The sequence below is a fragment of the Nocardioides sp. Z24_21 genome, assembly GCF_058134345.1.
In genome coordinates this window covers 1,035,958-1,060,210 of the sequence record NZ_JBYTTH010000002.1, presented here as the reverse complement: position 1 = coordinate 1,060,210, position 24,253 = coordinate 1,035,958, and the positions used below count along the sequence as shown (strand labels likewise).

The window sequence follows — 24,253 nt, the reverse complement described above, 5'->3', positions numbered from 1 at the left end:
TGCGCGCCCGTTCGTGCTCGGACCTTGTCGGGTCCCTGAACTCGGCGTACGCTCGCGATATATCGCGATACGTCACCGATAGATCACGACGTACCGCTCCGACGCAGACACCGATCACCGTCACTCATCCGAGGAGCACCCCATGGGACACCACTGGCCCGGCGCCGACTGGCCCGGCGACGACGACACCGCCCAGCCCGACGACCACGCCACCTCCAACGACACCCCCGGCGACCACCCCGCCGCGCGCGACTACCGGCGCCCGGGCGCCCAGGACTGGGCCAGCTGGGGCAGCGCATTCACCGGCGCCCGCGGCCGCCGCGCCGGCGGCCCGCCGCCGTGGCTCGGCGAGATCTTCGGCTTCGCCTCTGCTCCGCAGCGCCCGCAGCAGCGCGGCCCGCGGGTGCGTCGCGGCGACGTGCGCACGGCGATCATCGACGTGCTGCACCGCGCCCGCAAGGCCGAGGAGCCGATCAACGGCTACCAGGTGATCCAGGAGATCGCCGAGCTCAGCCACGGCGAGTGGCGCCCCTCCCCCGGCTCGGTCTACCCGACCATCCAGCAGCTGCAGGACGAGGGCCTCGTCGAGGCCGACGACGCCCGCGGCCGTCGCACCATCCGGCTCACCGACGCCGGCGTCGCCTGGGCCGAGGACAACGGCAGCGAGCTCGCCGCCGTCTGGGCCCCCTTCACCCCCACCCAGGAGACCGCTCCCGAGCAGCCGTCCGGGCACGCCGACATCAAGAGCGAGATCGGGCAGGTGGTCAGCGCCGTGTGGCAGCTCGCCACCCAGGGCTCGGACCAGCAGAGGAAGGCGGCGCTCGACGTCCTCGTCGACACGCGCCGCAGGCTCTACGGCATCCTCGCCGACGGGCGGGACGGCGAGCGATGACTGCGCCCGACCCTCGGGTGCGCATCGCCGACAGCGACCGGGAGCGGGCGATGGCCGACCTGGCCCTGCACTACACCGACGGCCGGCTCGACCACGAGGAGTACGACGAGCGGCTCGACGCGATCTGGACGGCGCGCACCCGGGCCGACCTGGCCGTCCTGTTCAACGACCTGCCGCGGCTGCCGGCGCCGCACCCGACCCGCGCTCCGGCGTCCACCGCACGCACGGCCCGCGCACGCACGGCCGGCCCCCGCTTCCGCGTCCCGTTGCTGCCGGTGCTGGTGATACTCCTCGCGCTGAGCGTGCTCCTCGAGGCGCCGCTGTTCCTGCTGATCTTCCCGGTGATGTGGTTCGCGCACCGGCGCCGCGGCCCGGCGCACCAGCGCCGCCACGGGCACACCGACTACCGGCGTCCGGGGCGTTCGCACGGGTGGTGAGCCGATCCCCCACCGGGGACGCGGCTCTGCCATCATGACCGCGTGGAATGGGAGGCGAGGCTCGCGCACGCACGTGCGCCCCACGCCCTCCCCCGCGCCCTGACGGCGACGGTCGCGACCGTCACCGGGGCTGCCGCCGCCCACACCTGGGCCGGCGGCACCGTCCCCACCGGTCCCGGCCTCGCGCTCGTCGCCGGCGTCGTCCTCGGCGCCAGCCTGCTGGTCTTCCGCCGCGGCGTGCCCGGCTGGGCGCTGCTCCCCGCGGTGGCCGCCGCCCAGCTCGGCGTGCACCAGTCCTTCGGCCTGGTCGGCCACCACCACTCCGACGCCGTGCCCGCCCACGCGCACCCCGCCGTCGCCGCGACCTCTGGCTGGTCGTGGCAGATGCTCGCCGCGCACGTGTTCGTCGCCGTGCTGGTGGCGGCGCTGTGGTGGGCCGGGCGCCGCGCCGCGTCGTATGCCGTACACCTGCGGGCCCGGTCCGCGCCGCCGGTCGCCGTCCGGCTGGTCCGCCCGGCCGAGCCGCCGGCGCACTCGACCCCCGTCCTCCTGCTCGTCCCGCCCCGGCGCGGGCCGCCCCCGGCGGTCCTGTCCGCCTGAGCCCGGTCCGGGCTCGGGTGGTCGACACGACCCCCAGACCCGCACCACATCCCAGGAGAGACATGTCCATCCGTACCCTCGCGCGCCTCGGCGTGCTCCCGGCCGCCACGGCAGCCGTCGCCCTCTCGCTCGTCCAGCCCGCCGGCGCCCACGTCACGGCGACGCCGTCGACCGCGGCCGCGGGCTCCTACTCCATCGTCACGTTCAGCGTCGGCCACGGCTGCGAGGGCTCGCCCACGCGCAGGATCGAGATCCAGCTCCCGGAGTCGGTGCTGTCGGCGACCCCGACCCGCCACCCCCTCTACGACGTCGAGGTCGTGCGCGAGGAGCTCGACGAGCCGCTCACCGACAGCCACGGCAACGAGGTGACCGAGCGGGTCGGCTCCATCGTCTACACGGCCCGCACCCCCCTCCCCGAGGGCCAGCGCGACGCGTTCGAGCTGTCCTTCCAGGTGCCCGACACCGAGGGCGAGGTGCTCGCCTTCCCGACCGTCCAGACCTGCCAGAAGGGCGAGACCGGCTGGACCCAGGTCCCCGCCGACGGCCAGGACCCCGACGAGCTCGAGAGCCCGGCCCCGTCGTTCGAGGTGCTGCCCGCCGAGGGAGGCGGCCACGGCGCGGCCGCCGAGCCGGCCGCCGACGCGGACGACACCGACTCCGATGACGACCCGGTCGCCGACGACGCGGACGACGACGGCTCGTCCGCCCTCGGCTGGGCGGGCCTCGTCGCCGGGCTGCTGGGCCTCGCCGCCGGCGGTCTCGCGCTGGCCAGGACGCGCACCACCACGTGACCACGTCGGCGCGACCGGCGCGGCGCCGCCCGGCCCTCTCCCTGGGGTCACGGGTGGGCGCCGTGCTGGTCGCGCTCGCGCTCGTCGTGCTCGGCGCGGCCCCCGCGTCGGCGCACGCCGAGCTGGTCGACAGCGACCCCGCCGAGGGGGCGGTCGTCGAGACGGCGCCCGAGGTGGTGACGCTCACCTTCAACGAGCCGGTGCGGCTGACCGCGCAGGAGGTCGCGGTCTACGACGCCGCCGGCGAGCCCGTCGAGGCGACCGCCGGCGCGAGCGGCACCGAGGTCACCGTCGAGCTGCCGGGCGCCGCCGACCTCGCCGACGGCAGCTATGTCGTGTCGTGGAACGTGCTGTCCGGCGACGGCCACCCCGTCGCCGGGGCGCTGACGTTCTCGGTGGGCGCGCCCAGCGCCTCCGTGTCCGCGCCGCCGGAGGCAGAGACGTCGTCGGCCGCCGTGACCGTGCTGCGCGACGTCCTGAGCATCGTGACGCTGGTGGGGCTCCTGCTCGCGGCGGGACTCGCCCTCTTCGTCGCACAGGTGCTCCCCCGGACGTGGCCGGGCACCACCACGCGGGCCCGGCTGCGCCGGCTGATGACGTACGCCGCCGCCGCGGGCGCCGTGGGCGCGGTGCTGCAGGTCCCGGTGGCCGCGGTCTACGGTCAGGGCCTCGAGCTCACCGACGTCGCCTCCGCGCTCGACCCCGGCCTCGTCGTCAACGAGGTGCTCGGCGCGGTGCTGGTCGTCGTGGGGCTGGGACTGCTCGTCCGGACGACCACCGACTCCCCGCCGAGCCGGGCCGGCGGCGCACTCCTGGTCGGGGCCGCCGTGCTGGCACTGGCGGGCCCCTCGCTCGTCGGCCACACCCGCGCCTTCGCGCCGACGCCGCTGCTCGTCGCGGCCGACGTCCTCCACCTCGTCGCCGGGGCCACCTGGCTCGGCGGCCTCGTCGGCCTGGCCCTCAGCCTGCGCGCCCTGGCCGGGCGCGAGGTGGTCGCGGCGGCCACGCTGGCACGCTTCTCCTCCCTGGCCGCCGGCGTGCTGCTCGCCGTCGCCGCGACGGGGACGCTGCTCGGCTGGCGGATCCTCGGCTCGTGGGGCGCCCTGGTCGAGACCCGCTACGGCTGGCTGCTGCTGGCCAAGGTGGGGGTCGCGCTGCTCGTCGCGGCGCTCGGCGGCTGGAACCGGTGGCGGACGCTCCCCGCGGTCACCCGCGCCGTGGGCTTCGGCGACCGCGAGCGGGCCGCCGCCGCCGTGACCCGCACGGTGCGGGTGGAGGCGGCGCTGCTGGTCGTCCTGCTCGCCATCACCGGCGTCCTCGTCAACCAGTCGCCGCGGGCGGCCTCGGTCGCCCCGGTGTCCGGCACGACCGGCGTCGGCACGGCCACCGCGGGCGACCTCCGCGTGCTCGCCGTGCTGGACCCACGTCGCACGGGCCCCAACACCCTGCTCGTGCAGGTGCAGGACGCCGCGGGCGAGCCGTACGACCCGCCCGTCAACCCCGTCGTCGAGATGCGCACCGACGGCCTCGACATCGGCACGGTGACGGTCACGCCGATCGCCGCCGGCACCTACCGGGGCGAGGTCGTGGTGCCGCGGGCCGGCCAGTGGGAGGTGCAGGTCAGCATCGCGCTGAGCCCCTTCGACAACCCGGTGACGACGGTCAGGCTGACCGTGCGACCGTGAGCTCGACGGGCACCGTGTGCAGGAAGCCGTCCACGCGCACCTGGGCGAACAGGCGGTAGTCGCCGGGGTCCGGGATCTCGGCGTGGAAGGTCAGCTCCGAGCCGTCCTCGGTGACGTCGGGGGCGGCGAGCGGGTGCAGGTGCACCATCGCCCCGCTCTCGCGGTGGAAGCCGGTGACGTGGCTGTAGGCGCCGAGGTAGGTGCCCAGCTCCACCGGTCTCCCCTCCGCGTCGCGCACGACGAGCCGGAGCTCGCCGTCGCGCCCCGCGACGGGCGCCTGGGAGACCGCGACCGTGACGGCCCGGTCCTCCGCCGCGGTGTCGCCCGGGTCGCCCTCGGGCAGCGCCAGCCTCCTGCCCAGCACGACGTGGTCGCCGTTGCCGCCCTCGTCGACGGCGACGAACTCGGCGATCACCCGGTAGCCGCCGGCGTCGGGCACGTCGAACGGCGCCCGCCAGGTGCCGTCGTCGCCGCGCGCGGGGTGCAGGTGGCGGAACACGGTGAGGTCGTCGTCGACGACGTAGAGGTGCAGCTCCTTGGTGAGCTCCTCGACGAACTCGGTGACCGGCTCGCCCCGGTGGTCCTCGATCCGGAAGCGCAGCTCGCCGATGCCGCCGTCCCGCTCGCGCACCCGCACGCCGGTGAGCGAGTAGCCCACCTCGCTGGCCCGGGTGCCATCGCCGACGGCCAGCGACGTGTGGCCCTGGCCGGGCGCGTGGGTGTGGCCCGCCTCGACCTGCCCGTCGGGACCGTCCCCGTCGCCGCCGCTGCACCCGGCCAGCACGGCGGCCGTGAGCGCACCGGCCACGGCCAACGGGAGGCGGAGCCGGAGGCGGGGCGGGCGGGCAGGGCGGACGACCGGGGTCATGGGACGACCATCCCCCGCGGGTCCGGTGCGCCGAGGGCGGTGTCGAGCAGCGACCGCAGGCTGGCGAAGTGCCGCTCGGAGGACTCCCCGTCGTACATCGAGGTGTCGGCCATGGAGTAGCCGTGGGGACCGGGGAACACCTCGTTGCGCGCCGTCAGCCCGGCCTCGTCGAGGGCGGCGCCGAGCGCCGCGACGGCCTCGGGCGGCATCGACGGGTCGTCGGAGGCGTGGCCGAAGGCGAAGGCCGCGCGGGCGGTGCGCAGCGCGAGGTGGGGACTGTCGGGCGCGTCGGTCACCAGTCCGCCGCCGTGCCAGCCGCCCACGGCGACGACGCCGGGGTCCATCCCTGCCGCGCGCACGGCGATGCGCGCACCCATGCAGTAGCCGGTGACCCCGACCTCCTCCCCGACCGTCTCGGGGCGCGAGCGCAGCGCGGCGAGGTAGGCCGGCAGGTCGCGGGCGACCAGGTCGGGCGTCAGCGCGCGGACCCGCTCCATCGCGCCGGGCATGAAGGCCTCGCGGGCTCCGGGCTCGCGCAGGTCTGCCCGCGGCGCGAGCTCGGCCGCGGTCCCGGCGCGGTGGAAGACGTTGGGGGCCAGCACCGTGTAGCCCCACGTGGCGATCCGGTCGGCCATCTCCTCGATCCGCGGCCGGAGCCCGATCGCGTCGATGACGAACAGGACACCCGGGGCGGGCGCGCCACCGGGCGCGGTCGCGAGGTAGGCCTCGGCGTCGCCGTCGGGTGTGGTCAGCGTGAGGGTCGGCACGTCCCCGAGGCTAGCCAATCGGCGCCACCGCGCTGTGGTGACAGGGGTCCAAGGGCCCTGTGCAATCGCGGCGCACCCGCCGTACGGTCCGGGTATGGACGAGCCGATCACCCGCATGGACACCGAGGAGTGCTGGGAGTTCCTGCGCACTCACGAGCTCGGCAGGCTGGCCCACCACCTGGCCGACGAGGTGCACATCACCCCGATCAACTACGCCGTCGACCACGACCCGGCCACGGGTCGCCGGAGCCTGCTGTTCCGCACCGCCGAGGGCTCCAAGCTGCTGGGCGTCGTGATGAACCCCGACGTCGCCTTCGAGGTCGACGAGATCGTGGGCGACCAGGCGACGAGCATCGTGATGCGCGGGCGCGCGCGCAAGCTCGAGGAGGACGAGGAGCACCGGGCCGAGAACGTCCCCCTCCGGCCGTGGGTGAGCACCGAGAAGTGGAACGTCGTCGAGATCGACGTCACCGAGATCAACGGCCGCCGCTTCGAGCTCTCCCGTCCCTGGCAGCACATGCTCACGGACTGACCGGACCGCGTCCTCGTCCACTCTCCGCACGGACCGGCACCTTGCTGCGCTCGGTGGCCCGCGCCGCCGGGGGCTGGCGGCCGTGCGTCGCCCCGCGGGGCTCCGACTGCCCCCCTGGCAGCACGTGCTCACGGACCGACCGGGACGCGTCCACTCTCCGCACGGATCGGCACTGCGGTCACCACCTTGTACTTCGTGTAGTGGAAGTGGCCGTTGGGGTAGACGACCCGGTCGCTGCAGCTGATGAGCAGGAGACGGTGCGGGCCCGTGGTCCGGAACAGCCGCTGCGGCAGCTTGCGCGTCCGGTCGTAGGTCGCGACGTCGGACACCCGGTAGCGCTGGGTCTGACCGCCCCTCGTGATGGTGACCGTGTCGCCGCGCTCGGCGCGCCGCAGTCCCCACATCGCGCCCGGACGGTCGCTCCGGTCCGAGACGTGACCGGCGATGACCGACGTGCCGATCGTGTCGCCGAAGCCGGCGGACCTGCGCAGCCAGCTGGTCCGTGCGACCTTCTCGGGCAGTCGCATCCTCCCGCGCACGATCGTGGTGGGCACGACCGGGGCGTTCAGCCCGAAGCCCGGCGCACGCACCTTCGCGCGGGCGGCAGCCTCGCGGTCGGAGCCGGGCAGGACGCCCGCGAACCCTCCGCTCACGATCGGAGCCACGTAGGGCGGCTTCGCGACGGTGGTCGTCTCCGGCGGGAGCCCGCACCGGGTGGTGGCCGCGGCGGCCGTGGCGGTCGCCTGCGTGGTCACCTGCCAGGTGTAGACGCCGGGCTCGCTCACCTCCACGGCTGCGGTGCGACTCCAGCCCGCGCCGGCTCGCCACCGCACGGTGCGGGCGAGCGTCCCGGGCCGGCAGGAGGCGTCCGCGAGGGACTCGAACGGACCGTAGAGGCGGGCGGTCGCGGGGACCGAGGCGCCATCGGGGAGCCCGGTGATCCGGACCCGGTCGTGGAACCGCTCGCCCGGCTCGACGTCGCGGTCGGAGGTACGGGTGCGGATCGACGGGGTGGCCACCGGAGGGGCCACCGGGTTGATCTCGACCACGGCGCCGTCGGGGGCGGAGGAGGTCGCGCCGCCGCTGGGGCCGTTGCCGGTGGCGCGGGCGACGTTGCGCAGCTGACCGGTGGCCAGGTCGGCGGCGGTGACGACGTACACGCTCGTGCAGTCGACGCTCTCCCCCGGGGCCAGGCGTGCAGCGCTCGGCGGGCAGGTCGGCGTGGGGAGGTCGCCGGAGCCGGTGAAGCCGTCCTCCACGATCGAGACGGCGCTCAGGGGGACGTCGCCGACGTTGGTGACGCGGAACGTGTACTGCACCTGCTGTCCGGCGGCGGTGACCGTGGCGGGGCTCGCGGTCTTGACGATCTGGAGTGCCGGCCGCTCGGTGCCGTTCAGGGTCGCCGAAGCGGAGTTGTTGGTGGTGTCGGGGTCGTAGGGCACGGCGCGCGCGCGGTCGGACGAGGCGGTGTTGGTGAGCGGGCCGGTGCGGGTGACCTGCGCGGTGATCTGCAGGACTTCCTGGTCTCCGGTGGCCGGGAGGTCCGTGGGCGCCAGCTGGCCCACGTCCCAGACGCCGGTGGCAGCGTCGTAGGTGCCGCGAGAGGCTGTGCTGCTGACGTAGGTCAGGCCGTCGGGCAGGACGTCGTTGACGATGACGTCCTCGGCGGTGTCGGGGCCGAGGTTGCGCACCCCGACCGTGAAGGTGACGGTCGCGCCGGGGACCGGGGTGGGGTTGTCGACGGCCTTGGTGACCGCGATGTCGGCGACCGGCACGAACAGCTCCTCGTCGTCGATGTTGTCGTCGGGGTTGGGGTCCTCGACCCGGGTCTGCTGGATCGCCGCCAGGTTGCGGTAGTGCCCGGAGGCGCTGTCGCCGACCAGCACCGAGACCTCCAGCGTCGCCGTCTGGCCGGATTCCAGCCGAGGGATGGTCCAGACGCGGGACGTCTCGTCGAAGGTCCCGTCCTCGGTGGTGTGCCCGGTGATGTTGGCCTGGATGAGCGCGGGGTCGTGGGCGATCGTGTCGTCCGTGGCGTTGGGCCCGTTGTTGGTGACGGTGATCGTGTAGACGACCGTGTCGCCCGGCTGGGCGACCGGCTGGTCGACGGTCTTGGTGATGGTGAGGTCGGCGAGCTCGACGAAGGTGGCCACCGCCGAGGCCGAGTTGTTGGTCGGATCGACGTCGCGCTGGTCGAGGCTGGACAGGCTCGCCGTGTTGCTCTGCTGCCCGACCACCGTGCCGGTCGCGGTGATGGTGAGGGTGACCGTGGTCCCGACCGGGATGGACCCGACGGTCCAGGTGCCGGTGTCGGGGTCGAAGTCGCCGTCGCCGGTGGCGGACACGAAGGTCAGCCCCTCCTGGAGGAGGTCGGCGAAGACCGCGTTGGTGACGGTGGTCTCGGGCGCGTCCGGGACCGCGGTGTTGGTGGCGGTGACCGTGAACACCGCGTCCTGGCCGAGCGGGATCTCCGAGGCGGGTCCCCCGCCGGCCGCGGCCACGGACTTGGTGACGGCGACGTCGACCGCGGGGGCCAGCGTGGTCAGGGTGGCCGACGACTCGTTGTCCTCCGGCGTCGGGTCGTCGAGCAGCGGCGCGTCGACCGTGGCGAGGTTGACCTTGGTCCCCTCGGAGTCGAGCCGAGCGGTGAGGGTGAGGGTGGCGGACTGGCCGGACGCGAGCCTGCCGACGTCCCATCGACGCGTGGCGAGGTCGACGGTGCCCTGGGAGGGGTCGGCCTCGACGAGGGTCACGCCCTCGGCGCCGGTGTCGGTGACGAAGACGCCGCCCACCGGGTCGGGGCCGCGGTTGAGGACGGTCACCGTGTAGGTGACCGTGTCATCGACGACGGCCTCCTGCGGCGAGACGCCCTTGACGATGACGAGGTCGGCGTTCGGGGTGCGAACCGCGACGGTCGCGGAGTCGGAGTTGTTGGCACTGTTGATGTCGGTGGGCGAGACGGAGGCGAGGCTGACCGCGTTGGTGAACGTGCCCGCGGCGCTGGTGTCGAGGACGAAGTCGAACGTCGCGGTCTCGTCCACGCCGAGGGCGCCGATGGTCCAGATGCTGGTGCTCGGGTCATAGCTGCCGGTGCCGCCCGACTGGCCGGGCAGGTAGGTCAGGCCGGGGGGCAGGTCCTCGCTGATCGTGATGCCGGTGCCGGGCTGCGGACCGAGGTTGGTGACCGTCACCCGGAACGTGACCGGCTCGCCGGCCGCGACCTCCCCGGAGCCGATGACCTCCTTGGTCACGGCCAGGTCGAGGGCGCGCGCGTTCAGCGTCACGGTGGCGCTGTTGTTGGACGGATCGGTGTCGAGCTGGTCGAGCCTGGTCAGGGTCGCGGTGTTCGAGGTCACCCCGTTGGTGTCGACCCGCGCGGTGATGGTCAACGTGACGGCGTTGCCGACTGCCAGCGCGGGGATGGACCACGCCCCCTCCTCGGCGCCGTAGGCGGACGGCTGGGGCCCCGAGGTGGTGGCGCTCTGGAGCGTGAGCCGGCCGGCGGGAAGCAGGTCGGTGACCAGGAGGTCCGTGGCGGCCGCCGGGCCGTTGTTGGTCGCGGTGACGGTGAAGGTGACCGTGTCGCCGACGCTCGGGGTGGGGTCGTCGACGGTCTTGGTGATCGCGATGTCGGTGTTGACGCCGATGCTCGCCTGGGCCTCAGGCGACTCGACCTCCTGGCCGAAGGGTGTCTCCCCCCTCGCGATGGCGGTGTTGACGATGCTCCCGGCAGCGTTGGCCTCGGCGGTGTCGACCAGGTAGGTGCCGGTGCAGGTGGTCGACGCACCCGGGGCCAGGACGTTCGCCTCGCAGACGAGGGACGCCGGGGAGACGCGATCGTCGGTGACGGCGATGTTCGTCACCGTGGATCCGCCGGTGTTGGTGACGGTGTAGAGGTACTCGACCTCCTGCCCGGCGACGTACGGCGGGTCGGTCTGCACGCTCTTGGCCAGGTCGAGGCTCGAGACCAGCGGGACGGTGACGGTGGCCTCCGGCGAGGTGACCGTCTCGCCTCCGGGATTCACGGCGTTCGCGACGGCGGTGTTGACGACCTCGCCCGTCGAGACGTCCGCCGCGGTGACGGTGTAGGTGCCTCGACACACCGTGGTCGACCCCGGTGCCGGCGCGGGTGGGAGCGTGGTGGCGTCGCAGGTGATCGGCCCGGTGATCGTGTCGTCGGCGATCGCGAGGGTCGAGAGGTTCTCCGCCCCCGCGTTGGTGACGGTGTACTGGTAGGGGATCTCCGTGCCGGCGGTGATGACGGCCGGCAGGGTGCCCGAGCTGCGGTCGACCTGCTTCTCCAACTGCAGCTGGGGCAGCGGGTCGACCGTCCGGACCACGGCGTTGCGGATCAGGTGGACGTCGGTGACCCCGCCGGTGGCGCCCGACAGACCGAACTTGTAGGTGCTCGGCAGGCCCTCGGGTGCCGGCTCGTCGAGCTCGGTGACCCACGGGCTGGCGGGGTTGGCGGGGTTGTAGCGGACCTGGACGATGACGCGCGGGTCCGGCGCGGGCGTCACCGTGATGTTCACCTGCCGCCATGACGCCGCGAGGGTGCGGCCGCGCAGCGTCCCGGAGAGCGTGGTGCCCGGGTCGTCGGGGTCGTCGGCGTCCGCGGGCGTGGTGGAGGCGAGGTAGCAGTAGCCCGTGAAGCCGTCACCGGGTCCGCGCAGCGTGATCACGTTCGGGGCCACAGCGCCCTCGGCGGTCGACGGCGAGCGTTGCCCCTCGGGGCATCCGTTCCCGCGATTCTCGCCGTCGTCGTAGTAGTTGCCGTACGCGTCCAACCCGACGCCGAGCACGCCGCCCTCGACGCCCGGCTCCGCGACCTCGCCCTCGACCGTGCGCTGTGCGTAGCCCAGGCTGCCGCCCGGCGCGCCGGTCGCGTTCAGGTTGGTGGCGCCGTCGACGAGGAAGAAGCCGATGCCGTCGGCCCCGGTGCCGCCGTACTGGAACTGGTCGAAGGTGATGGTCACCCCGGCCGTCGCCGGGATCGGCTTGTTGTAGAGCACGCTGCCGGCCGTCTGGGTGGTCGTGTCGGTGAGCTGCAGGTAGCCGGGAACGAGGCCGAGAGTGGGCACCGGACCGACCCGATGTGTCGCGCAGGTCGGGATGTTGGCGGCACCCGTCGGCGGTGGGGTGATGGCGCCCGTCAGGCAGCTGTCGCCCTGGGCGGTCCATGCCGGGTCCGCGACGGACCGGCCGGTGAACGTCTCGGTCGCGATCGTGGTTCCACCGGTCGGCGGATCCGCGGAGGCCGGGGCGGCAGCCCCCTGCGCCAGGAGGGCGAGCATGGACACAGTCATGCACCACGCGACGGTGGTGGCGATCAGGCGTCGGGTCATGGCGCGCTTCACCTTCGGGGTGGGTGGACGGTTCTCCACCATGTCCCGGACCACGTCGGCCTCCAAGTGCCGGATGGCACGGGTCTCCGCGACAGCCCCCGGCGTCTGTCCCCGTGCCGCCCGGGCCCGTAGCCTGTACGTATCCCGAACGCTTGTACGCACTGCGAACATCGAGGTAGACCATGACCGCCCACATCTACGCCGCCGCACGCACTCCCTTCGGCAGGTTCGGAGGAGCCCTCGCCGGCTCGCGTCCCGACGACCTCGCGGCGCGCGCCCTGCGCGCCGTGCTCGACAAGGTGCCCGCCCTGGACTCCGCTGAGATCGGTGACGTGGTCTGGGGCCTGGCCAACGGCGCCGGCGAGGACAACCGCGACGTCGCCCGGATGGCCGTCCTGCTCGCGGGCCTGCCCACGTCCGTACCCGGCACCACGGTCAACAGGCTGTGCGGCTCCAGCCTGGACGCCGCCATGATGGCCTCGCGCACCATCGAGTCCGGCGACGCGGACGTGGTCGTCGCGGGCGGGGTGGAGTCCATGACGCGGGCGCCCTGGGTGCTGCCCAAGTCCACCCGACCGTTCCCGGCCGGCGACGTCACCGCCGTCTCCACCACGCTCGGTTGGCGGCTCGTCAACCCCGCGATGCCGAGCGCGTGGACGGCGTCCCTGGGCGAGTGCAACGAGCTGCTGCAGGAGAGGTTCGCCATCTCGCGCGAACGGCAGGACGAGTTCGCGGCACGCTCCCACACCCTGGCCGACGCCGCCTGGAACGACGGCTTCTACGACGCCCTGGTCGTCCCCGTCGACGGCGTCGACCTGACCCGCGACGAGACCATCCGGCCCGGCACCACCGCCGAGACGCTCGCCGGGCTCAAGCCCTCCTTCCGACCCGACGGCACCATCACCGCCGGCAACGCCTCACCGCTCAGCGACGGAGCCTCCGCGCTCGTCCTCGGCTCCGAGACCGCCGCCGACCGGATCGGGGCCGCTCCCCTGGCGCGGATCGCCGGCCGCGGGGCATCCGCACTCGACCCCCGCATGTTCGGGTTCGCCCCCGTCGAGGCCGCCGACGCCGCACTCGCGCGTGCCGGCATCGGCTGGGCCGACGTCGGCGCCGTCGAGCTCAACGAAGCGTTCGCCGTCCAGTCCCTCGCCTGCATGGACGCATGGAAGGTCGACCCCGACATCGTGAACACCAGGGGCGGCGCGATCGCCCTCGGGCACCCCCTCGGCGCGTCCGGCGGCCGCGTCCTCGGCACCCTCGCCCACGTGCTGCGCGAACGCGGCGAGCGCTGGGGCGTCGCGGCGATCTGCATCGGCGTCGGCCAAGGACTGGCCGTCGTCCTCGAGAACGTCGAGACCACCCGATGAGCCGCGCCACCATCCACGACGACGCCCCGAGCTCGTGGAGTCGTCCGTGAGGGACCGACCCAGCGCCGGCGGCGAGTTCGTCCAGTCGCTGGCACGCGGACTGGACGTCGTCCAGGCGTTCGACGCCGACCGGCCCGCGATGACGCTCAGCGAGGTGGCCGACGTGACCGGACTGAGCCGTGCCGCCGCACGCCGGTTCCTGCTCACCCTCGTCGAGCTCGGGTTCGTCCGGTACGACGGCAAGCACTTCGCCCTCACGCCCCGCGTGCTGCGGCTCGGCACGGCGTACCTGTCGGGGCTCCAGCTCCCCGAGATCGCACGCCCACACCTGGAGGCCCTCTCCGCGCAGGTCGGCGAGTCCACGTCGCTCGGCGTGCTCGACGGCACCGACGTCGTCTACGTCGCCCGGGTCGCGTCTCGCAGCATCATGAACGTCGCCATCACCGTCGGCACCCGCTTCCCCGCCCACGCGACGTCCATGGGACGCGTGCTGCTCGCCGGCCTCAGTGCCCGCGAGCTCGACGACTGGTTCGCCGGCGCCGAGCTCACCGCCGTCACCCAGCACACGCCCACCGACGAGGGCGCGCTGCGACGCTTGCTGGACGCGGCCGCCGAGCAGGGGTGGGCCGCCAACGACCAGGAGCTCGCACCGGGACTCCGCTCGATCGCCGCCCCGGTGCGTGACCGCTCGGGGCACGTCGTGGCCGCCGTGAACGTCTCCTCCACGGTCCTGCACGACCCGCAGGCCGAGTACCTCGAGTCGTTGCTCGGCACCGCGGATGCCGTCAGCGCCGACCTCGGCCACTCGGGCTAGGGGCCCCAGCCAGCCCCTCGAGGCCCGGAGGAGCCGCAGCTCAGAGCTCGGACTGGACCCCGGCGAGGAGCTGGCGTGCCATCACGATCCGCTGCACCTGGTTGGTGCCCTCGTAGATCTGGGTGATCTTGGCGTCGCGCATCATCCGCTCGACCGGGTAGTCGCGGGTGTAGCCGTAGCCGCCGAGCACCTGCACGGCGTTGACCGTGACCTCCATCGCGACGTCGGAGGCGAAGCACTTGGCGGCGGCGCCGAAGAAGGTGAGGTCGTCGTCGCCGCGCTCGGAGCGGCCGGCGGCGGCGTAGGTCATCTGCCGGGCCGCCTCGACCTTCATGCCCATGTCGGCGAGCAGGAACTGCAGGCCCTGGAAGTCGGCGATCGACCTGCCGAACTGCTGGCGCTCCTTGGCGTAGTCGAGCGCGTAGTCGAGAGCGCCCTGCGCGACGCCGACCGCCTGGGCCGCGATGGTGACGCGGGTGTGGTCGAGGGTCTTCATCGCGGTCGTGAAGCCGGTGCCCTCCTCGCCGATCATCCGCGAGGCGGGGATGCGGACCTTGTCGAGGTAGACCTCGCGGGTCGGGCTGCCCTTGATGCCGAGCTTCTTCTCCGGTGCACCGAAGGACACGCCCTCGTCGGACTTCTCCACCACGAACGCCGAGATGCCGCCGCGGGTCTTCTTCTCGGGGTCGGTGACGGCCATGACCGTGTAGAACTCCGACTCGCCCGCGTTGGTGATCCAGCGCTTCACGCCGTCGAGCACCCACTCGTCGCCGTCGCGCACCGCGCGGGTCTTCATGCCGCCGGCGTCGGAGCCGGCGTCGGGCTCGGAGAGGCAGTAGGAGAAGCCGCCCTCGCCGCGGGCGAGCGCGCCGAGGTAGTGCTGCTTGAGCTCCTCGGAGCCGGCGATCTGCACGGGCAGCGAGCCGAGCTTGTTGACGGCGGGGATCAGCGAGGACGACACGCACGCGCGGGCGACCTCCTCGATGACCAGCACCGTGGCGAGCGCGTCGGCGCCGGCACCGCCGTAGGCCTCGGGCACGTGGGGGGCGTGGAAGTCGGAGGCGAGCAGCGCCTCGGCCGCCTCGTGCGGGTAGCGGGCCTCCTCGTCCACGGCGGCCGCGAAGGGCGCGATCTTGGCCTCGGCGACGGCGCGCACGGCCTCGCGGATGGCCTGGTGCTCCTCGGAGAGGGCGTAGAGGGGGAACTCGCTCATGCGCGAATTGTAGGACGTCCATGCATCTCCACGAGACGCCTGACGGTGTGGTCATCCCCACTCCCCGCCCGTGCGCACGGCAGGAACGACGAACGCCCGGCCGGTGCCGAGGCACCGACCGGGCGGGACAGGCGTGGAGCGGGTCAGCGGACCCGGATCACGACCTTCTTGTCCTTCGACTTCTTGGTGTAGTCGTCACCGAGGTAGAGCACGTTGACCTTGGTCTTGCCGGCCGGCAGCGCCTTCTTCAGCGTGACCTTCGCCTTGCCCTTGCCGTTGAGCACGCCCTTGCCGAGGGTCTTCTTGCCGAGCATGACCTTGACCTTGCCGGTCGGCACCTCGTTGGCCGCGTCCACGACCACCTTGAGCGTGGTCTTCTTGCCCAGCTTGGTGACCTTCTTGGTCGGGGTGGCCTCGGTGGTCGACTCGTTGGCGGCGAGGACGATCGAGCCGAGGCTCGACGGGGAGCCCGCCTTGAAGACGCACGGCACGTCCGCGAGCATCGTCACGTCGCCCTGCTTGGTGGCGGTGAACGTGAACGCCGACGGCACCACGATGTCGTAGGTGCCCTTGCCCGGCAGGTTGACCGGCACCGTGCCGGCCGGGACGGCGCCCGGGGTGGCGAGCGGGTTGGGCGTGTCGAGCTTGACCGGCGTGTTGGCCGTCTCCGGGAGGGCCGTCTGCGGGAAGCGCACGTTCTCCAGGGGCAGCTCCGCCGAGGCGTCGGAGGACAGCTCGTCGAGGGTGGCGACCATGTCGTTGGAGAAGCCGCCGATGCTGGTGGCCTGGAAGAGGCCCTTGGCGGCGTCGACGACGTCGCCCGGGAGCGTGACGCTGAGCAGCACCGGGATGGACGGGGCGTCCAGGCCGGCGTTGGCCGCGGCGGGGAGGTTGGCCGTGATCGCGACGGGGATGTCGCGGGCGCCGAGCGCCGGGAAGGTGCAGGTGTAGGTGGTCGAGGCGGTGGCCGCGGTCGCGGTCGGCGCCGCCAGGGCGACCAGGGCGCCGGCGGTCAGCGCGCCGGCAGCAGCGACGGCGCCGAGGCGCCGGGATGCGGTGTGGAGCATGTGAGTTCCCCTCGTGGGTGTGATGTGACGTGGGTCATCCCACCACATCCGCCACCGGGGCCCCAACACCCCCGCCACTTTCGCTACCTCCTGGTAACCGGGGGGCGCTCCTACGCGCTCCCCGGGGTGGGGGCCGTGCGGCTACCGTGGCGCCATGGGCAGCGAGTGGCAGGACCCCGCGGTGATCGACCGGATGCTCGACGACGCGCACACCTGGGCCGTCGTCGGCCTCTCCGGCGACCCCGGCCGTACGGCCTACTCGATCGCGGCGCTGCTGCAGGAGCGCGGCAAGCGGATCATCCCCGTGCACCCGGTGTTCGCCGACCCGGGCGCGCCGGCCGTGCTGGGCGAGCAGGGCTACGCCACCCTCGCCGAGGTGCCCGACGCGATCGACGTCGTCGACGTGTTCCGTCGCTCCGAGGCGGCCGGCGAGTTCGCCGACCAGGCCGTCGCGGTGGGCGCCGGCGGCGTGTGGTTCCAGCTCGGGGTCGTCGACCACGACGCCTTCGCCCGCACGACCGCGGCCGGCGTGCCGATGGTGATGGACACCTGCCCGGCCATCGAGTGGCGTCGGCACCGCCGCTGAGCCTCCCCGGGAGTCAGCCCGGAGCCCGGGTGGGGATCGCGCCTCAGACGACGCCCATCGCGAGCATCGCGTCGGCGACCCGGACGAAGCCGGCGATGTTGGCGCCCAGCACGTAGTCGCCGGGCCGGCCGTAGTCGTCGGCGGCCGCGGCGCACCGCTCGTGGATGCCCGCCATGATCTCGGCCAGCCTCGTCTCCGCGTGGTCGTGGGTCCACGAGTCCCGCGAGGCGTTCTGCTGCATCTCCAGCGCGCTGGTCGCGACCCCGCCCGCGTTGGCCGCCTTGCCGGGCGCGAACAGCACGCCCGCGTCCACGAAGGTCGCCACACCGGCGGGCGTGGTGGGCATGTTGGCGCCCTCCGCCACCACGACGCAGCCCTGCCTGACCAGCGTCCGGGCGGCGGCGTCGTCGAGCTCGTTCTCGGTCGCGCACGGCAGCGCGACGTGGCACGGCACGTCCCAGATCGACCCGCCTGCGACGTAGGACGCCCCCGGGCGCCGCTCGGCGTACTCGCTGATCCGCGCCCGCTCGACCTCCTTGAGCTGCTTGAGCAGCTCGAGGTCGATGCCGGCCTCGTCGACGACGTAGCCCGCGGAGTCGGAGCACGCCACCACGGTGCCGCCCATCTCGTGGACCTTCTCGATCGCGTAGATGGCCACGTTGCCCGAGCCCGAGACGACGACCCGCCTGCCGTCGAGGGACTCGCCGCGCTGGCGCAGCATCTCGCGCACGAAGAAGGCGGTGCCGTAGCCGGTGGCCTCCTTGCGGACCGCCGACCCGCCCCACCCGGTGCCCTTGCCGGTCAGCACGCCCGACTCGTAGCGGTTGGTGATCCGCTTGTACTGCCCGAAGAGGTAGCCGATCTCGCGCCCGCCCACGCCGATGTCGCCGGCCGGCACGTCGGTGTACTCCCCGATGTGGCGGTAGAGCTCGGTCATGAACGACTGGCAGAAGCGCATCACCTCGCCGTCGGAGCGACCCTTGGGGTCGAAGTCGGCGCCGCCCTTGGCGCCGCCGATCGGCATGCCGGTGAGCGCGTTCTTGAAGACCTGCTCGAAGCCCAGGAACTTCACGATGCCCAGGTAGACGCTGGGGTGGAACCGCAGGCCGCCCTTGTAGGGGCCGAGGGCGGAGTTGAACTCCACCCGGAAGCCGCGGTGGATCTCCACCCGGCCGGAGTCGTCGACCCACGGCACGCGGAAGATGATCTGCCGCTCGGGCTCGCAGATCCGCTCGATCACGCGCGCGTCGGCGTACTCCGGGTGGCGGGCCACGACGGGCCCGAGGCTGTCGAGCACCTCCCGCACCGCCTGGTGGAACTCGTCCTCGCCGGGGTTGCGCTGGACGACGAGGTCGTAGATCGAGTGCAGTCGGGAGTCCTCACGGGTCACCACCGCACCCTAGGCACTCACCGCACCCCGAGCGCACCGGGTCCGAGTCCTGAGCCGGGCTCAGACCTCGACCGTGGCCTCCGCCATCGTGATGCCGAGCTGGGCCAGCGCCTCCTCCAGCACCCACATCACGTCGAGGGTGTCCTGCAGCGGCATCAGCGGACTCTCGGTCAGCCCGGCCGCCAGGCAGCGCTGCACCTCCTCGGCCTGGTGGACGTAGCCGCGGCCGCTGGGCAGGCGCTCCACCTCCTCGGGCTCGGCGCCGTTGCGGCGTACGACGACCGTGCTGGGGTGGTAGAACGGCGGGACGATCTCGACGGTCCCCCCGGTGCCCACCAGGAGCGCCCGGCCGGGCGTCTGGCTCGCGAGCGTGCAGGTCAGCGACGCGGCGCGGCCGTCGTCGTAGGACAGCTGGATCGCCGCGGAGCGGTCGGCGCCGTCGGGGTAGGTGGTGCCAGTGGCGGTGACCCGGTCCGGGCGGCCGAGGAGGTGCTGGGCCAGGGAGACCGGGTAGACGCCGAGGTCGAGGATCGAGCCGCCGCCGAGCGCGAGGTCGAACAGCCGGCTCCCCGGGTCGTAGTCGCGCTGCGCGCCGAAGTCGGCCTGCACCAGCAGCACCTCGCCGATGTCGCCGGCCGCGACGAGGTCGCGCACGTGGGCCACGGCCGGCTGGAAGCGGGTCCACATGGCCTCCATGCAGAACACCCCGGCGGCGCGGGCGGCGGCGACGACCTCCTCCGCCCCGGCGAGCGTGGCGGTGAACGCCTTCTCGACCAGCACCGGGGTGCGGGCCTCGATCGCGGCCATCGCGAGGTCGCGGTGCTGGGGGTGCGGGGTGGCGAGGTAGACGACGTCGACGTCGCCGCGCCGACCCGCCTCGAGCAGGTCGCGATAGCTGCCGGCACCGGCGCCGTCGGCGGCGAAGCGGGCGGCGAAGTCGGCCGCCGACGCGGGCGAGCGGCTGCCCACGAACGCGATCTCGGCGTCCGGGGTCAGGGCGAGGTCGGAGGCGAATGCGGCGGCCATGCCGCCCGTGGCGGCGATGCCCCAACGTGTGGTCATGCCCCGACCCTAGACATCACCGCACCCGCGGGACGCACATCTCACGCGCATCTCACGCGCGGTGCTGCCACACCTCGTCCACCACGTGGGCGGCGATGGCCAGGCTGGAGGTGGCCCCGGGCGAGGGCGCGTTGCGCACGCACGTGACGCCGTCGGCGCGGGTGATGCGGAAGTCGTCGACCAGGCTGCCGTCGCGGTCGACCGCCTGGGCGCGGACGCCGCTGCCGGCGCGCCGCACGTCGGCGACCCCGATGTCGGGCACGTAGCGCGAGGCCGAGCGCATGAACGCGCGCCGGGACGCGGAGCCGACCACCTCGTCGACGCCGGTGCGCCAGTGGGCCCGCGCCATCCGCCAGAACCCCGGCCACGCGAGGGTGTCGCGGAGGTCGGCGGGCGAGACGTCGCGGCGGCGGTACCCCTCCCGCCGGGTCGCCAGCACCGCGTTGGGGCCGACCTCCAACGACCCGTCGACCCTCCTGGTGAAGTGCACGCCGAGGAACGGGTAGCGCGGGTCGGGCACCGGGTAGACCATGCCGCGCACCAGGTCTCGCTTGGCGGCGCTGACCCCGAGGTACTCCCCGCGGAACGGCAGGATCGCCGGGCCGCGCTCGCCGTCCACGAGCGCCGACACCCGGTCGGCCTGCAGGCCGGCGGCCACCACGACGTGGTCGAACCGCAGCGGCGTCGGGTCACCGTCGACCTGGACGAGCACCGCGTCGCCGTCGCGCCGGATGCCGACCACGCGCGCGCCGAGGCGTACGCCGCCACCGGCCGCGAAGACGTCGTCGGCGAGGGCCGCGGTGATCGCCGGGTAGTCGGTGATGGCGGTCTCGGGCGAGTGGAGCGCCGCCAGCCCGCGGGCGTGGGGCTCGACCTCGGCGATCTGCTCGGCCGCGAGCCGCCGGAGGCCGGGGACGCCGTTGGCGCGGGCGGACCGCTCGAGGGCGTCGAGGCGGCCCAGCTCGTCGGCGGCTACCGCGACCACGAGCTTGCCGCACGCGTCGTAGGCGATGGCGCGCTCGAGGCAGAAGTCGCGGAGCAGCCCGCGCCCACGCGCGCACAGCTCGGCCTTGAGGCTCCCCGGGCGGTAGTAGATGCCGGCGTGGACGACACCGGAGTTGTGCCCGGTCTGGTGGGCGGCCAGCCGGTCCTCCTTCTCCAGCACCACCACCTCGGTGCCCGGGCGGCGGCGCACCACCTCGCGCGCGATGGCGACGCCGAGGATGCCCCCGCCGACCACGCCGACCCGCTGCTCCCCCATGGCCGAGACGCTCGCCGCTCACCCGGCCGCCGTCAAGCGGGAGGGGGTTTCATCCCACAATGGGGGGATGCGCGACCTCCACGTCCCGGCCGGACCCGGCCTGCCCGACGGGCTGGTCGTGCCGGCGGCCGAGCTGGTCGAGCGGTTCTCGCGCTCGCCGGGACCGGGCGGCCAGTCGGTCAACACCAGCGACTCGCGCGTCGAGCTCGACTTCGACGTCACCACCTCCCAGGCCCTCACCGACGCGCAGCGGGCGCGGGCGCTGCGGCGCTGGCCGTCGGGACGGGTCAGCATCGCGGCCTCCGAGCACCGCTCCCAGCACCGCAACCGGGTGGCTGCCCGCGAGCGCCTCGCCGACCTGCTGCGCCAGGCGCTCGCCCCGCCACCGCCGTCGCGGCGGCCCACGCGTCCCAGCCGCGGGGCCAAGGAGCGCCGGCTGAAGGCCAAGAAGCAGCGAGGCCGGACGAAGGCGCTGCGCGGCCGGATCGACGACCAGAAGTCGACCTGACCCGGGGCGGAGGAGCCGGGCTAGAAGCCGACCCGTGGGGTGTCGCCGCCCGCGGCGCGGCGGACGACCTCGCCCTTGGCGTGCGCGGTCTCGGCGAGCCCGGCCTGGTAGTCGACGAGGCGCTGCTGGAGGGCGGGGTCGCTCGTGCCGAGGATGCGCGCGGCGAGGATGCCGGCGTTCTTGGCGTTGCCGATGGCGACGGTGGCGACCGGGATCCCGCCGGGCATCTGCACGATGGAGAGCAGCGAGTCCATCCCGTCGAGGTACGCCAGCGGCACCGGGACCCCGACGACGGGCAGCGGCGTGACCGAGGCCAGCATGCCGGGCAGGTGGGCGGCGCCCCCGGCGCCGGCGATCACGACCGACAGCCCGCGGGTGTGCGCCTCGCGGCCCCAGGCGATCATCTCGGTGGGCATCCGGTGCGCGGAGAGGACGTCGGCCTCCCAGGCCACCCCGAGCTCGGTGAGCACCTCGCCGGCGGCCTGCATGACCGGCCAGTCGGAGTCGGAGCCCATCACGATGCCGACCCTGGCGCCGGCCTGCTGCGTACCGCTCGTCTGCTCGCTCATCTGCTCGCCCTCACTCGCTCTCGTTGCCCAGGTCGCCGCGGAACCACGCGGCCGCGTGGCGGGCCCGCTCGAGGCAGTCCTCGAGGTCGTCGCCGTAGGCGTTGACGTGCCCGACCTTGCGCCCGGGGCGCAGGTCCTTGCCGTAGAGGTGCACCCGCAGGCGCGGGTCGCGTGCCATCGCGTGCGGGAGGCCGTCGTAGAGGTGGCCGGAGTCGGTGGGTCCGCCGAGGATGTTGACCATCACGGTCCAGCGCTCGCGGGGCGCGGGCGAGCCGAGCGGGAGGTCCATGACGGCGCGCAGGTGGTTCTCGAACTGCGAGGTCACGGCGCCGTCCTGGGTCCAGTGGCCGGTGTTGTGCGGGCGCATCGCCAGCTCGTTGACCAGGATCCGGCCGTCGGTCGTCTCGAAGAGCTCCACGGCGAGGATGCCCGTGACGTCGAGCGCGCCGGCGACCCGCAACGCGATCTCCTGCGCCTGCCCGGCCAGCGCGGGCGCGAGGTCGGGAGCGGGGGCGACGACCTCGTGGCAGATGCCGTCGAGCTGGGTCGAGGCGACGACGGGGTAGGCCGCGGCCTGGCCGCTGGGCGAGCGCGCCACCAGCGCCGAGAGCTCGCGCCGGAAGTCGACGAGCTCCTCGGCCAGCACCTCCACGCCCGCAGCGGCGGCGGCGTCGAAGGCGACCTGCGCCTCGTCGAGCTCGCGCACCACCCACACCCCCTTGCCGTCGTAGCCGCCCCGGGTGGTCTTGAGCACGCACGGCAGGCCGAAGGCGGCCACGTCGTCGGTGGAGACGACCACGGCGTTGCGGGGGCAGGGCACGTCGAGCTCGCCGAGGCGGCGGCGCATCACCGCCTTGTCCTGGGCGTGCACGAGGGCGTCGGGGCCGGGGCGGACGGCGACGCCGTCGGCGGCGAGCGCGCGCAGGTGGGAGGTCGGGACGTGCTCGTGGTCGAAGGTGACGACCGCCGCCCCCGCGGTCACCCGGCGCAGGGTGGGGAGGTCGGTGTGGTCGCCGACGAGGTGGTCGGGGATGACCTGGGCGGCCGAGACCCCCTCGGCCTCCGCGAGCAGGCGCAGCGGGAGCCCGAGCGCGATCGCGGGCTGGGCCATCATCCGCGCCAGCTGGCCACCCCCGACGACGGCGAGCGTGGGAGCGCGGTGCGAGCCGGTCGAGGACACGTCCGGAGCCTATAGAAGCCGCGCACGCCGCGCGGGCCGGGGCTTGACGCCGAGACGCGCCAGGTTGTTAAGTGCTTCACAATGACCGATCCCGAGCCCCTCTCCCGACGCTTCGCCCTCGCGCTCCACCGGGCCACCGCCCTCGTCGACCGCGTGGCCGACGCCCACCTCCGCCCTGCCCACGGCATCGGGGTGTCCGAGCTGGCCGCCCTGGCGAGCATCGACGCCCTCGAGCCCGCGCGCCAGAGCGCCCTCGCGGCCGCGCTCGACGTCTCGCGGTCCGCCGTGACCCAGCGGCTGGCGTCGCTGACGCGGGACGGGCTGGTCGTCGTCGTCGCGGAACCGGGCGACCGCCGGGCCAACTCCGTCGCCCTCACCCCGGCCGGACGCGCGCTGCTCACGGCGGCGTGGGAGTCGCTCGCGCGGCACGACGACGGGTTGGAGGACGGGGTCGACGTCGCGGGGCTCATCGCCGCGCTCGACCGCGTCGCCGCCAACGCCGAGCGCCACCTGGCCGGCACCGGCCGACCATGAGCACGCCCGACCTGGTCGCGGTCCTCCTCGCCACCCTCGTGCTGGCGGGGATCGGCGCCGTCCAGGTGCTGGCGGCGGCCGGACGGCCCTGCGGCCGACTCGTCTGGGGCGGGCGGCATGAGGTGCTCCCGAGGGGCCTGCGCGTCGGGAGCGCGCTGTCGGTCCCGCTCTACGCCGCCGCGGTGGGCGCGCTGCTCGTGCGGGCCGGCGCGTGGGGGCGCGCGGGCACGGCGGCCGAGGTGGTGGCGTGGGCGCTGGTCGGCTACTTCGCGATCGGCATCGTGCTCAACGCGATCTCGCGCAGCCGTCCCGAGCGGCTGACGATGACCCCTGCCTGCGTGGTGCTCACGGCGTGCTGCCTCGTCGTGGCGAGCGGCTGACGATCAGCCGGCCACGGCGCTGGAGGCCGGCTCGAAGCGCAGGCCGCGGCCGCGGTGGGTCGTGATCAGCGTGGGACTGCGCGGGTCGTCGCCGAGCTTGCGGCGCAGCCAGCCCAGGTGCACGTCGATGGTCTTGGAGCTGGTGTAGAACGTCGTCTGCCACACCTCGGCCATCAGCTCGCCGCGGGTGACGATGTCGCCCGGTCGCGCCATCAGGGCGTGCAGGAGCTGGAACTCCTTGCGCGAGAGCCTGATCTCGCGATCACCACGCCACACGCGTCGCGAGAGGGGGTCGAGTCGCACGTCCTGCACAGCCAACACGGCCAGAAACGTAGGGATGACCGCGCGCCGGCGTGACCCTTATGGGTGGAATCGGGTGAGTGGTCTGGTCCACGCGACGCG

23 protein-coding genes are annotated in these 24,253 nt (G+C 74.0%); 12 read left to right on the top strand and 11 right to left on the bottom strand.

Going from position 1 to position 24,253, the window contains the following annotated elements; all coding sequences use genetic code 11:
• Positions 1-142 precede the first annotated feature (142 nt).
• The 5 genes from AC3X7Z_RS11475 (at position 143) to AC3X7Z_RS11455 (ending at position 4,405) form a co-directional block, all read left to right on the top strand.
• Positions 143-892, top strand: coding sequence for a PadR family transcriptional regulator (locus AC3X7Z_RS11475; protein WP_489975986.1), 750 nt, complete (start codon positions 143-145; stop codon positions 890-892).
• Positions 889-1,329, top strand: a complete 441-nt coding sequence (locus AC3X7Z_RS11470; protein WP_489975985.1) for a DUF1707 SHOCT-like domain-containing protein — start codon at positions 889-891, stop codon at positions 1,327-1,329. Before AC3X7Z_RS11475 ends, AC3X7Z_RS11470 begins: the two co-directional genes overlap by 4 nt.
• Positions 1,330-1,371: 42 nt before the next feature.
• The gene (locus AC3X7Z_RS11465; protein WP_186341423.1) at positions 1,372-1,929 is read left to right on the top strand and encodes a hypothetical protein; all 558 of its coding nucleotides are present in this window, start codon (positions 1,372-1,374) and stop codon (positions 1,927-1,929) included.
• Positions 1,930-1,991: 62 nt separating this feature from the next.
• On the top strand, positions 1,992-2,720 hold the full coding sequence (locus AC3X7Z_RS11460; RefSeq protein ID WP_489975984.1) for a YcnI family copper-binding membrane protein: 729 nt from the start codon (positions 1,992-1,994) through the stop codon (positions 2,718-2,720).
• 53 nt (positions 2,721-2,773) lie between these two features.
• The gene (locus AC3X7Z_RS11455) at positions 2,774-4,405 is read left to right on the top strand and encodes a copper resistance CopC/CopD family protein (protein ID WP_489975983.1); all 1,632 of its coding nucleotides are present in this window, start codon (positions 2,774-2,776) and stop codon (positions 4,403-4,405) included.
• On the opposite strand, the gene AC3X7Z_RS11450 is transcribed toward AC3X7Z_RS11455, so the two are convergent.
• Both AC3X7Z_RS11450 and AC3X7Z_RS11445 read right to left on the bottom strand, forming a co-directional pair.
• The gene (locus tag AC3X7Z_RS11450; protein WP_489975982.1) at positions 4,383-5,273 is read right to left on the bottom strand and encodes a DUF8832 domain-containing protein; all 891 of its coding nucleotides are present in this window, start codon (positions 5,271-5,273) and stop codon (positions 4,383-4,385) included. The genes AC3X7Z_RS11455 and AC3X7Z_RS11450 overlap by 23 nt on opposite strands.
• The gene (locus AC3X7Z_RS11445) at positions 5,270-6,040 is read right to left on the bottom strand and encodes a dienelactone hydrolase family protein (protein WP_489975981.1); all 771 of its coding nucleotides are present in this window, start codon (positions 6,038-6,040) and stop codon (positions 5,270-5,272) included. The genes AC3X7Z_RS11450 and AC3X7Z_RS11445 overlap by 4 nt, the downstream gene beginning before the upstream one ends.
• A 94-nt stretch (positions 6,041-6,134) precedes the next feature.
• Here AC3X7Z_RS11445 and AC3X7Z_RS11440 point away from each other — a divergent pair, with 94 nt between their 5' ends.
• Positions 6,135-6,572, top strand: a complete 438-nt coding sequence (locus tag AC3X7Z_RS11440) for a pyridoxamine 5'-phosphate oxidase family protein (RefSeq protein ID WP_186341419.1) — start codon at positions 6,135-6,137, stop codon at positions 6,570-6,572.
• A 128-nt stretch (positions 6,573-6,700) separates the two neighbouring features.
• Here AC3X7Z_RS11440 and AC3X7Z_RS11435 read toward each other — a convergent pair whose 3' ends face one another.
• Positions 6,701-11,917 carry a DUF7507 domain-containing protein gene (locus AC3X7Z_RS11435; protein ID WP_489975980.1) on the bottom strand — a complete coding sequence of 1,739 codons (5,217 nt, stop codon included), beginning with the start codon at positions 11,915-11,917 and terminating at the stop codon, positions 6,701-6,703.
• A gap of 182 nt (positions 11,918-12,099) precedes the next feature.
• On the opposite strand from AC3X7Z_RS11435, the gene AC3X7Z_RS11430 reads away from it, so the two are divergent.
• Entirely contained in the window at positions 12,100-13,287 is a 1,188-nt protein-coding gene (locus AC3X7Z_RS11430) for a thiolase family protein (RefSeq protein ID WP_186341417.1), read from the top strand.
• A 46-nt stretch (positions 13,288-13,333) separates the two neighbouring features.
• Positions 13,334-14,101, top strand: a complete 768-nt coding sequence (locus AC3X7Z_RS11425; protein WP_489975979.1) for an IclR family transcriptional regulator domain-containing protein — start codon at positions 13,334-13,336, stop codon at positions 14,099-14,101.
• Positions 14,102-14,141: 40 nt separating this feature from the next.
• On the opposite strand, the gene AC3X7Z_RS11420 is transcribed toward AC3X7Z_RS11425, so the two are convergent.
• Together AC3X7Z_RS11420 and AC3X7Z_RS11415 are read right to left on the bottom strand one after the other, a co-directional pair.
• A complete protein-coding gene (locus tag AC3X7Z_RS11420; protein WP_186341415.1) occupies positions 14,142-15,314 on the bottom strand; it encodes an acyl-CoA dehydrogenase family protein in 1,173 nt (390 codons plus the stop codon).
• 143 nt (positions 15,315-15,457) lie between these two features.
• Positions 15,458-16,381: a DUF6801 domain-containing protein gene (locus AC3X7Z_RS11415; RefSeq protein ID WP_186341414.1), complete on the bottom strand. Its 924-nt coding sequence runs from the start codon at positions 16,379-16,381 to the stop codon at positions 15,458-15,460.
• Between the two features lie 154 nt (positions 16,382-16,535).
• On the opposite strand from AC3X7Z_RS11415, the gene AC3X7Z_RS11410 reads away from it, so the two are divergent.
• Positions 16,536-16,967 carry a CoA-binding protein gene (locus AC3X7Z_RS11410; RefSeq protein WP_489975978.1) on the top strand — a complete coding sequence of 144 codons (432 nt, stop codon included), beginning with the start codon at positions 16,536-16,538 and terminating at the stop codon, positions 16,965-16,967.
• Between the two features lie 43 nt (positions 16,968-17,010).
• Here AC3X7Z_RS11410 and gdhA read toward each other — a convergent pair whose 3' ends face one another.
• The 3 genes from gdhA to lhgO form a co-directional block, all read right to left on the bottom strand.
• Positions 17,011-18,336, bottom strand: coding sequence for an NADP-specific glutamate dehydrogenase (gene gdhA, locus AC3X7Z_RS11405; protein ID WP_222129666.1), 1,326 nt, complete (start codon positions 18,334-18,336; stop codon positions 17,011-17,013).
• 81 nt (positions 18,337-18,417) lie between these two features.
• The gene (locus AC3X7Z_RS11400) at positions 18,418-19,419 is read right to left on the bottom strand and encodes a Gfo/Idh/MocA family protein (protein WP_186341411.1); all 1,002 of its coding nucleotides are present in this window, start codon (positions 19,417-19,419) and stop codon (positions 18,418-18,420) included.
• A gap of 52 nt (positions 19,420-19,471) precedes the next feature.
• The gene (lhgO, locus tag AC3X7Z_RS11395; protein WP_186341410.1) at positions 19,472-20,680 is read right to left on the bottom strand and encodes an L-2-hydroxyglutarate oxidase; all 1,209 of its coding nucleotides are present in this window, start codon (positions 20,678-20,680) and stop codon (positions 19,472-19,474) included.
• A gap of 67 nt (positions 20,681-20,747) precedes the next feature.
• On the opposite strand from lhgO, the gene arfB reads away from it, so the two are divergent.
• Positions 20,748-21,188, top strand: coding sequence for an alternative ribosome rescue aminoacyl-tRNA hydrolase ArfB (arfB, locus tag AC3X7Z_RS11390; RefSeq protein WP_186341409.1), 441 nt, complete (start codon positions 20,748-20,750; stop codon positions 21,186-21,188).
• A 20-nt stretch (positions 21,189-21,208) separates the two neighbouring features.
• On the opposite strand, the gene purE is transcribed toward arfB, so the two are convergent.
• Entirely contained in the window at positions 21,209-21,757 is a 549-nt protein-coding gene (gene purE, locus AC3X7Z_RS11385; protein ID WP_186341408.1) for a 5-(carboxyamino)imidazole ribonucleotide mutase, read from the bottom strand.
• Between the two features lie 10 nt (positions 21,758-21,767).
• Entirely contained in the window at positions 21,768-22,937 is a 1,170-nt protein-coding gene (locus AC3X7Z_RS11380) for a 5-(carboxyamino)imidazole ribonucleotide synthase (protein WP_186341407.1), read from the bottom strand.
• 81 nt (positions 22,938-23,018) lie between these two features.
• Here AC3X7Z_RS11380 and AC3X7Z_RS11375 point away from each other — a divergent pair, with 81 nt between their 5' ends.
• Together AC3X7Z_RS11375 and AC3X7Z_RS11370 are read left to right on the top strand one after the other, a co-directional pair.
• Positions 23,019-23,471 (top strand): MarR family winged helix-turn-helix transcriptional regulator, encoded by a 453-nt coding sequence (locus AC3X7Z_RS11375; RefSeq protein ID WP_489975977.1) that lies wholly within the window; start codon positions 23,019-23,021, stop codon positions 23,469-23,471.
• Positions 23,468-23,851: a hypothetical protein gene (locus tag AC3X7Z_RS11370; RefSeq protein ID WP_489975976.1), complete on the top strand. Its 384-nt coding sequence runs from the start codon at positions 23,468-23,470 to the stop codon at positions 23,849-23,851. The genes AC3X7Z_RS11375 and AC3X7Z_RS11370 overlap by 4 nt, the downstream gene beginning before the upstream one ends.
• A 3-nt stretch (positions 23,852-23,854) precedes the next feature.
• On the opposite strand, the gene AC3X7Z_RS11365 is transcribed toward AC3X7Z_RS11370, so the two are convergent.
• A complete protein-coding gene (locus tag AC3X7Z_RS11365; protein WP_489975975.1) occupies positions 23,855-24,172 on the bottom strand; it encodes a winged helix-turn-helix domain-containing protein in 318 nt (105 codons plus the stop codon).
• Between the last annotated feature and the right edge of the window lie 81 nt (positions 24,173-24,253).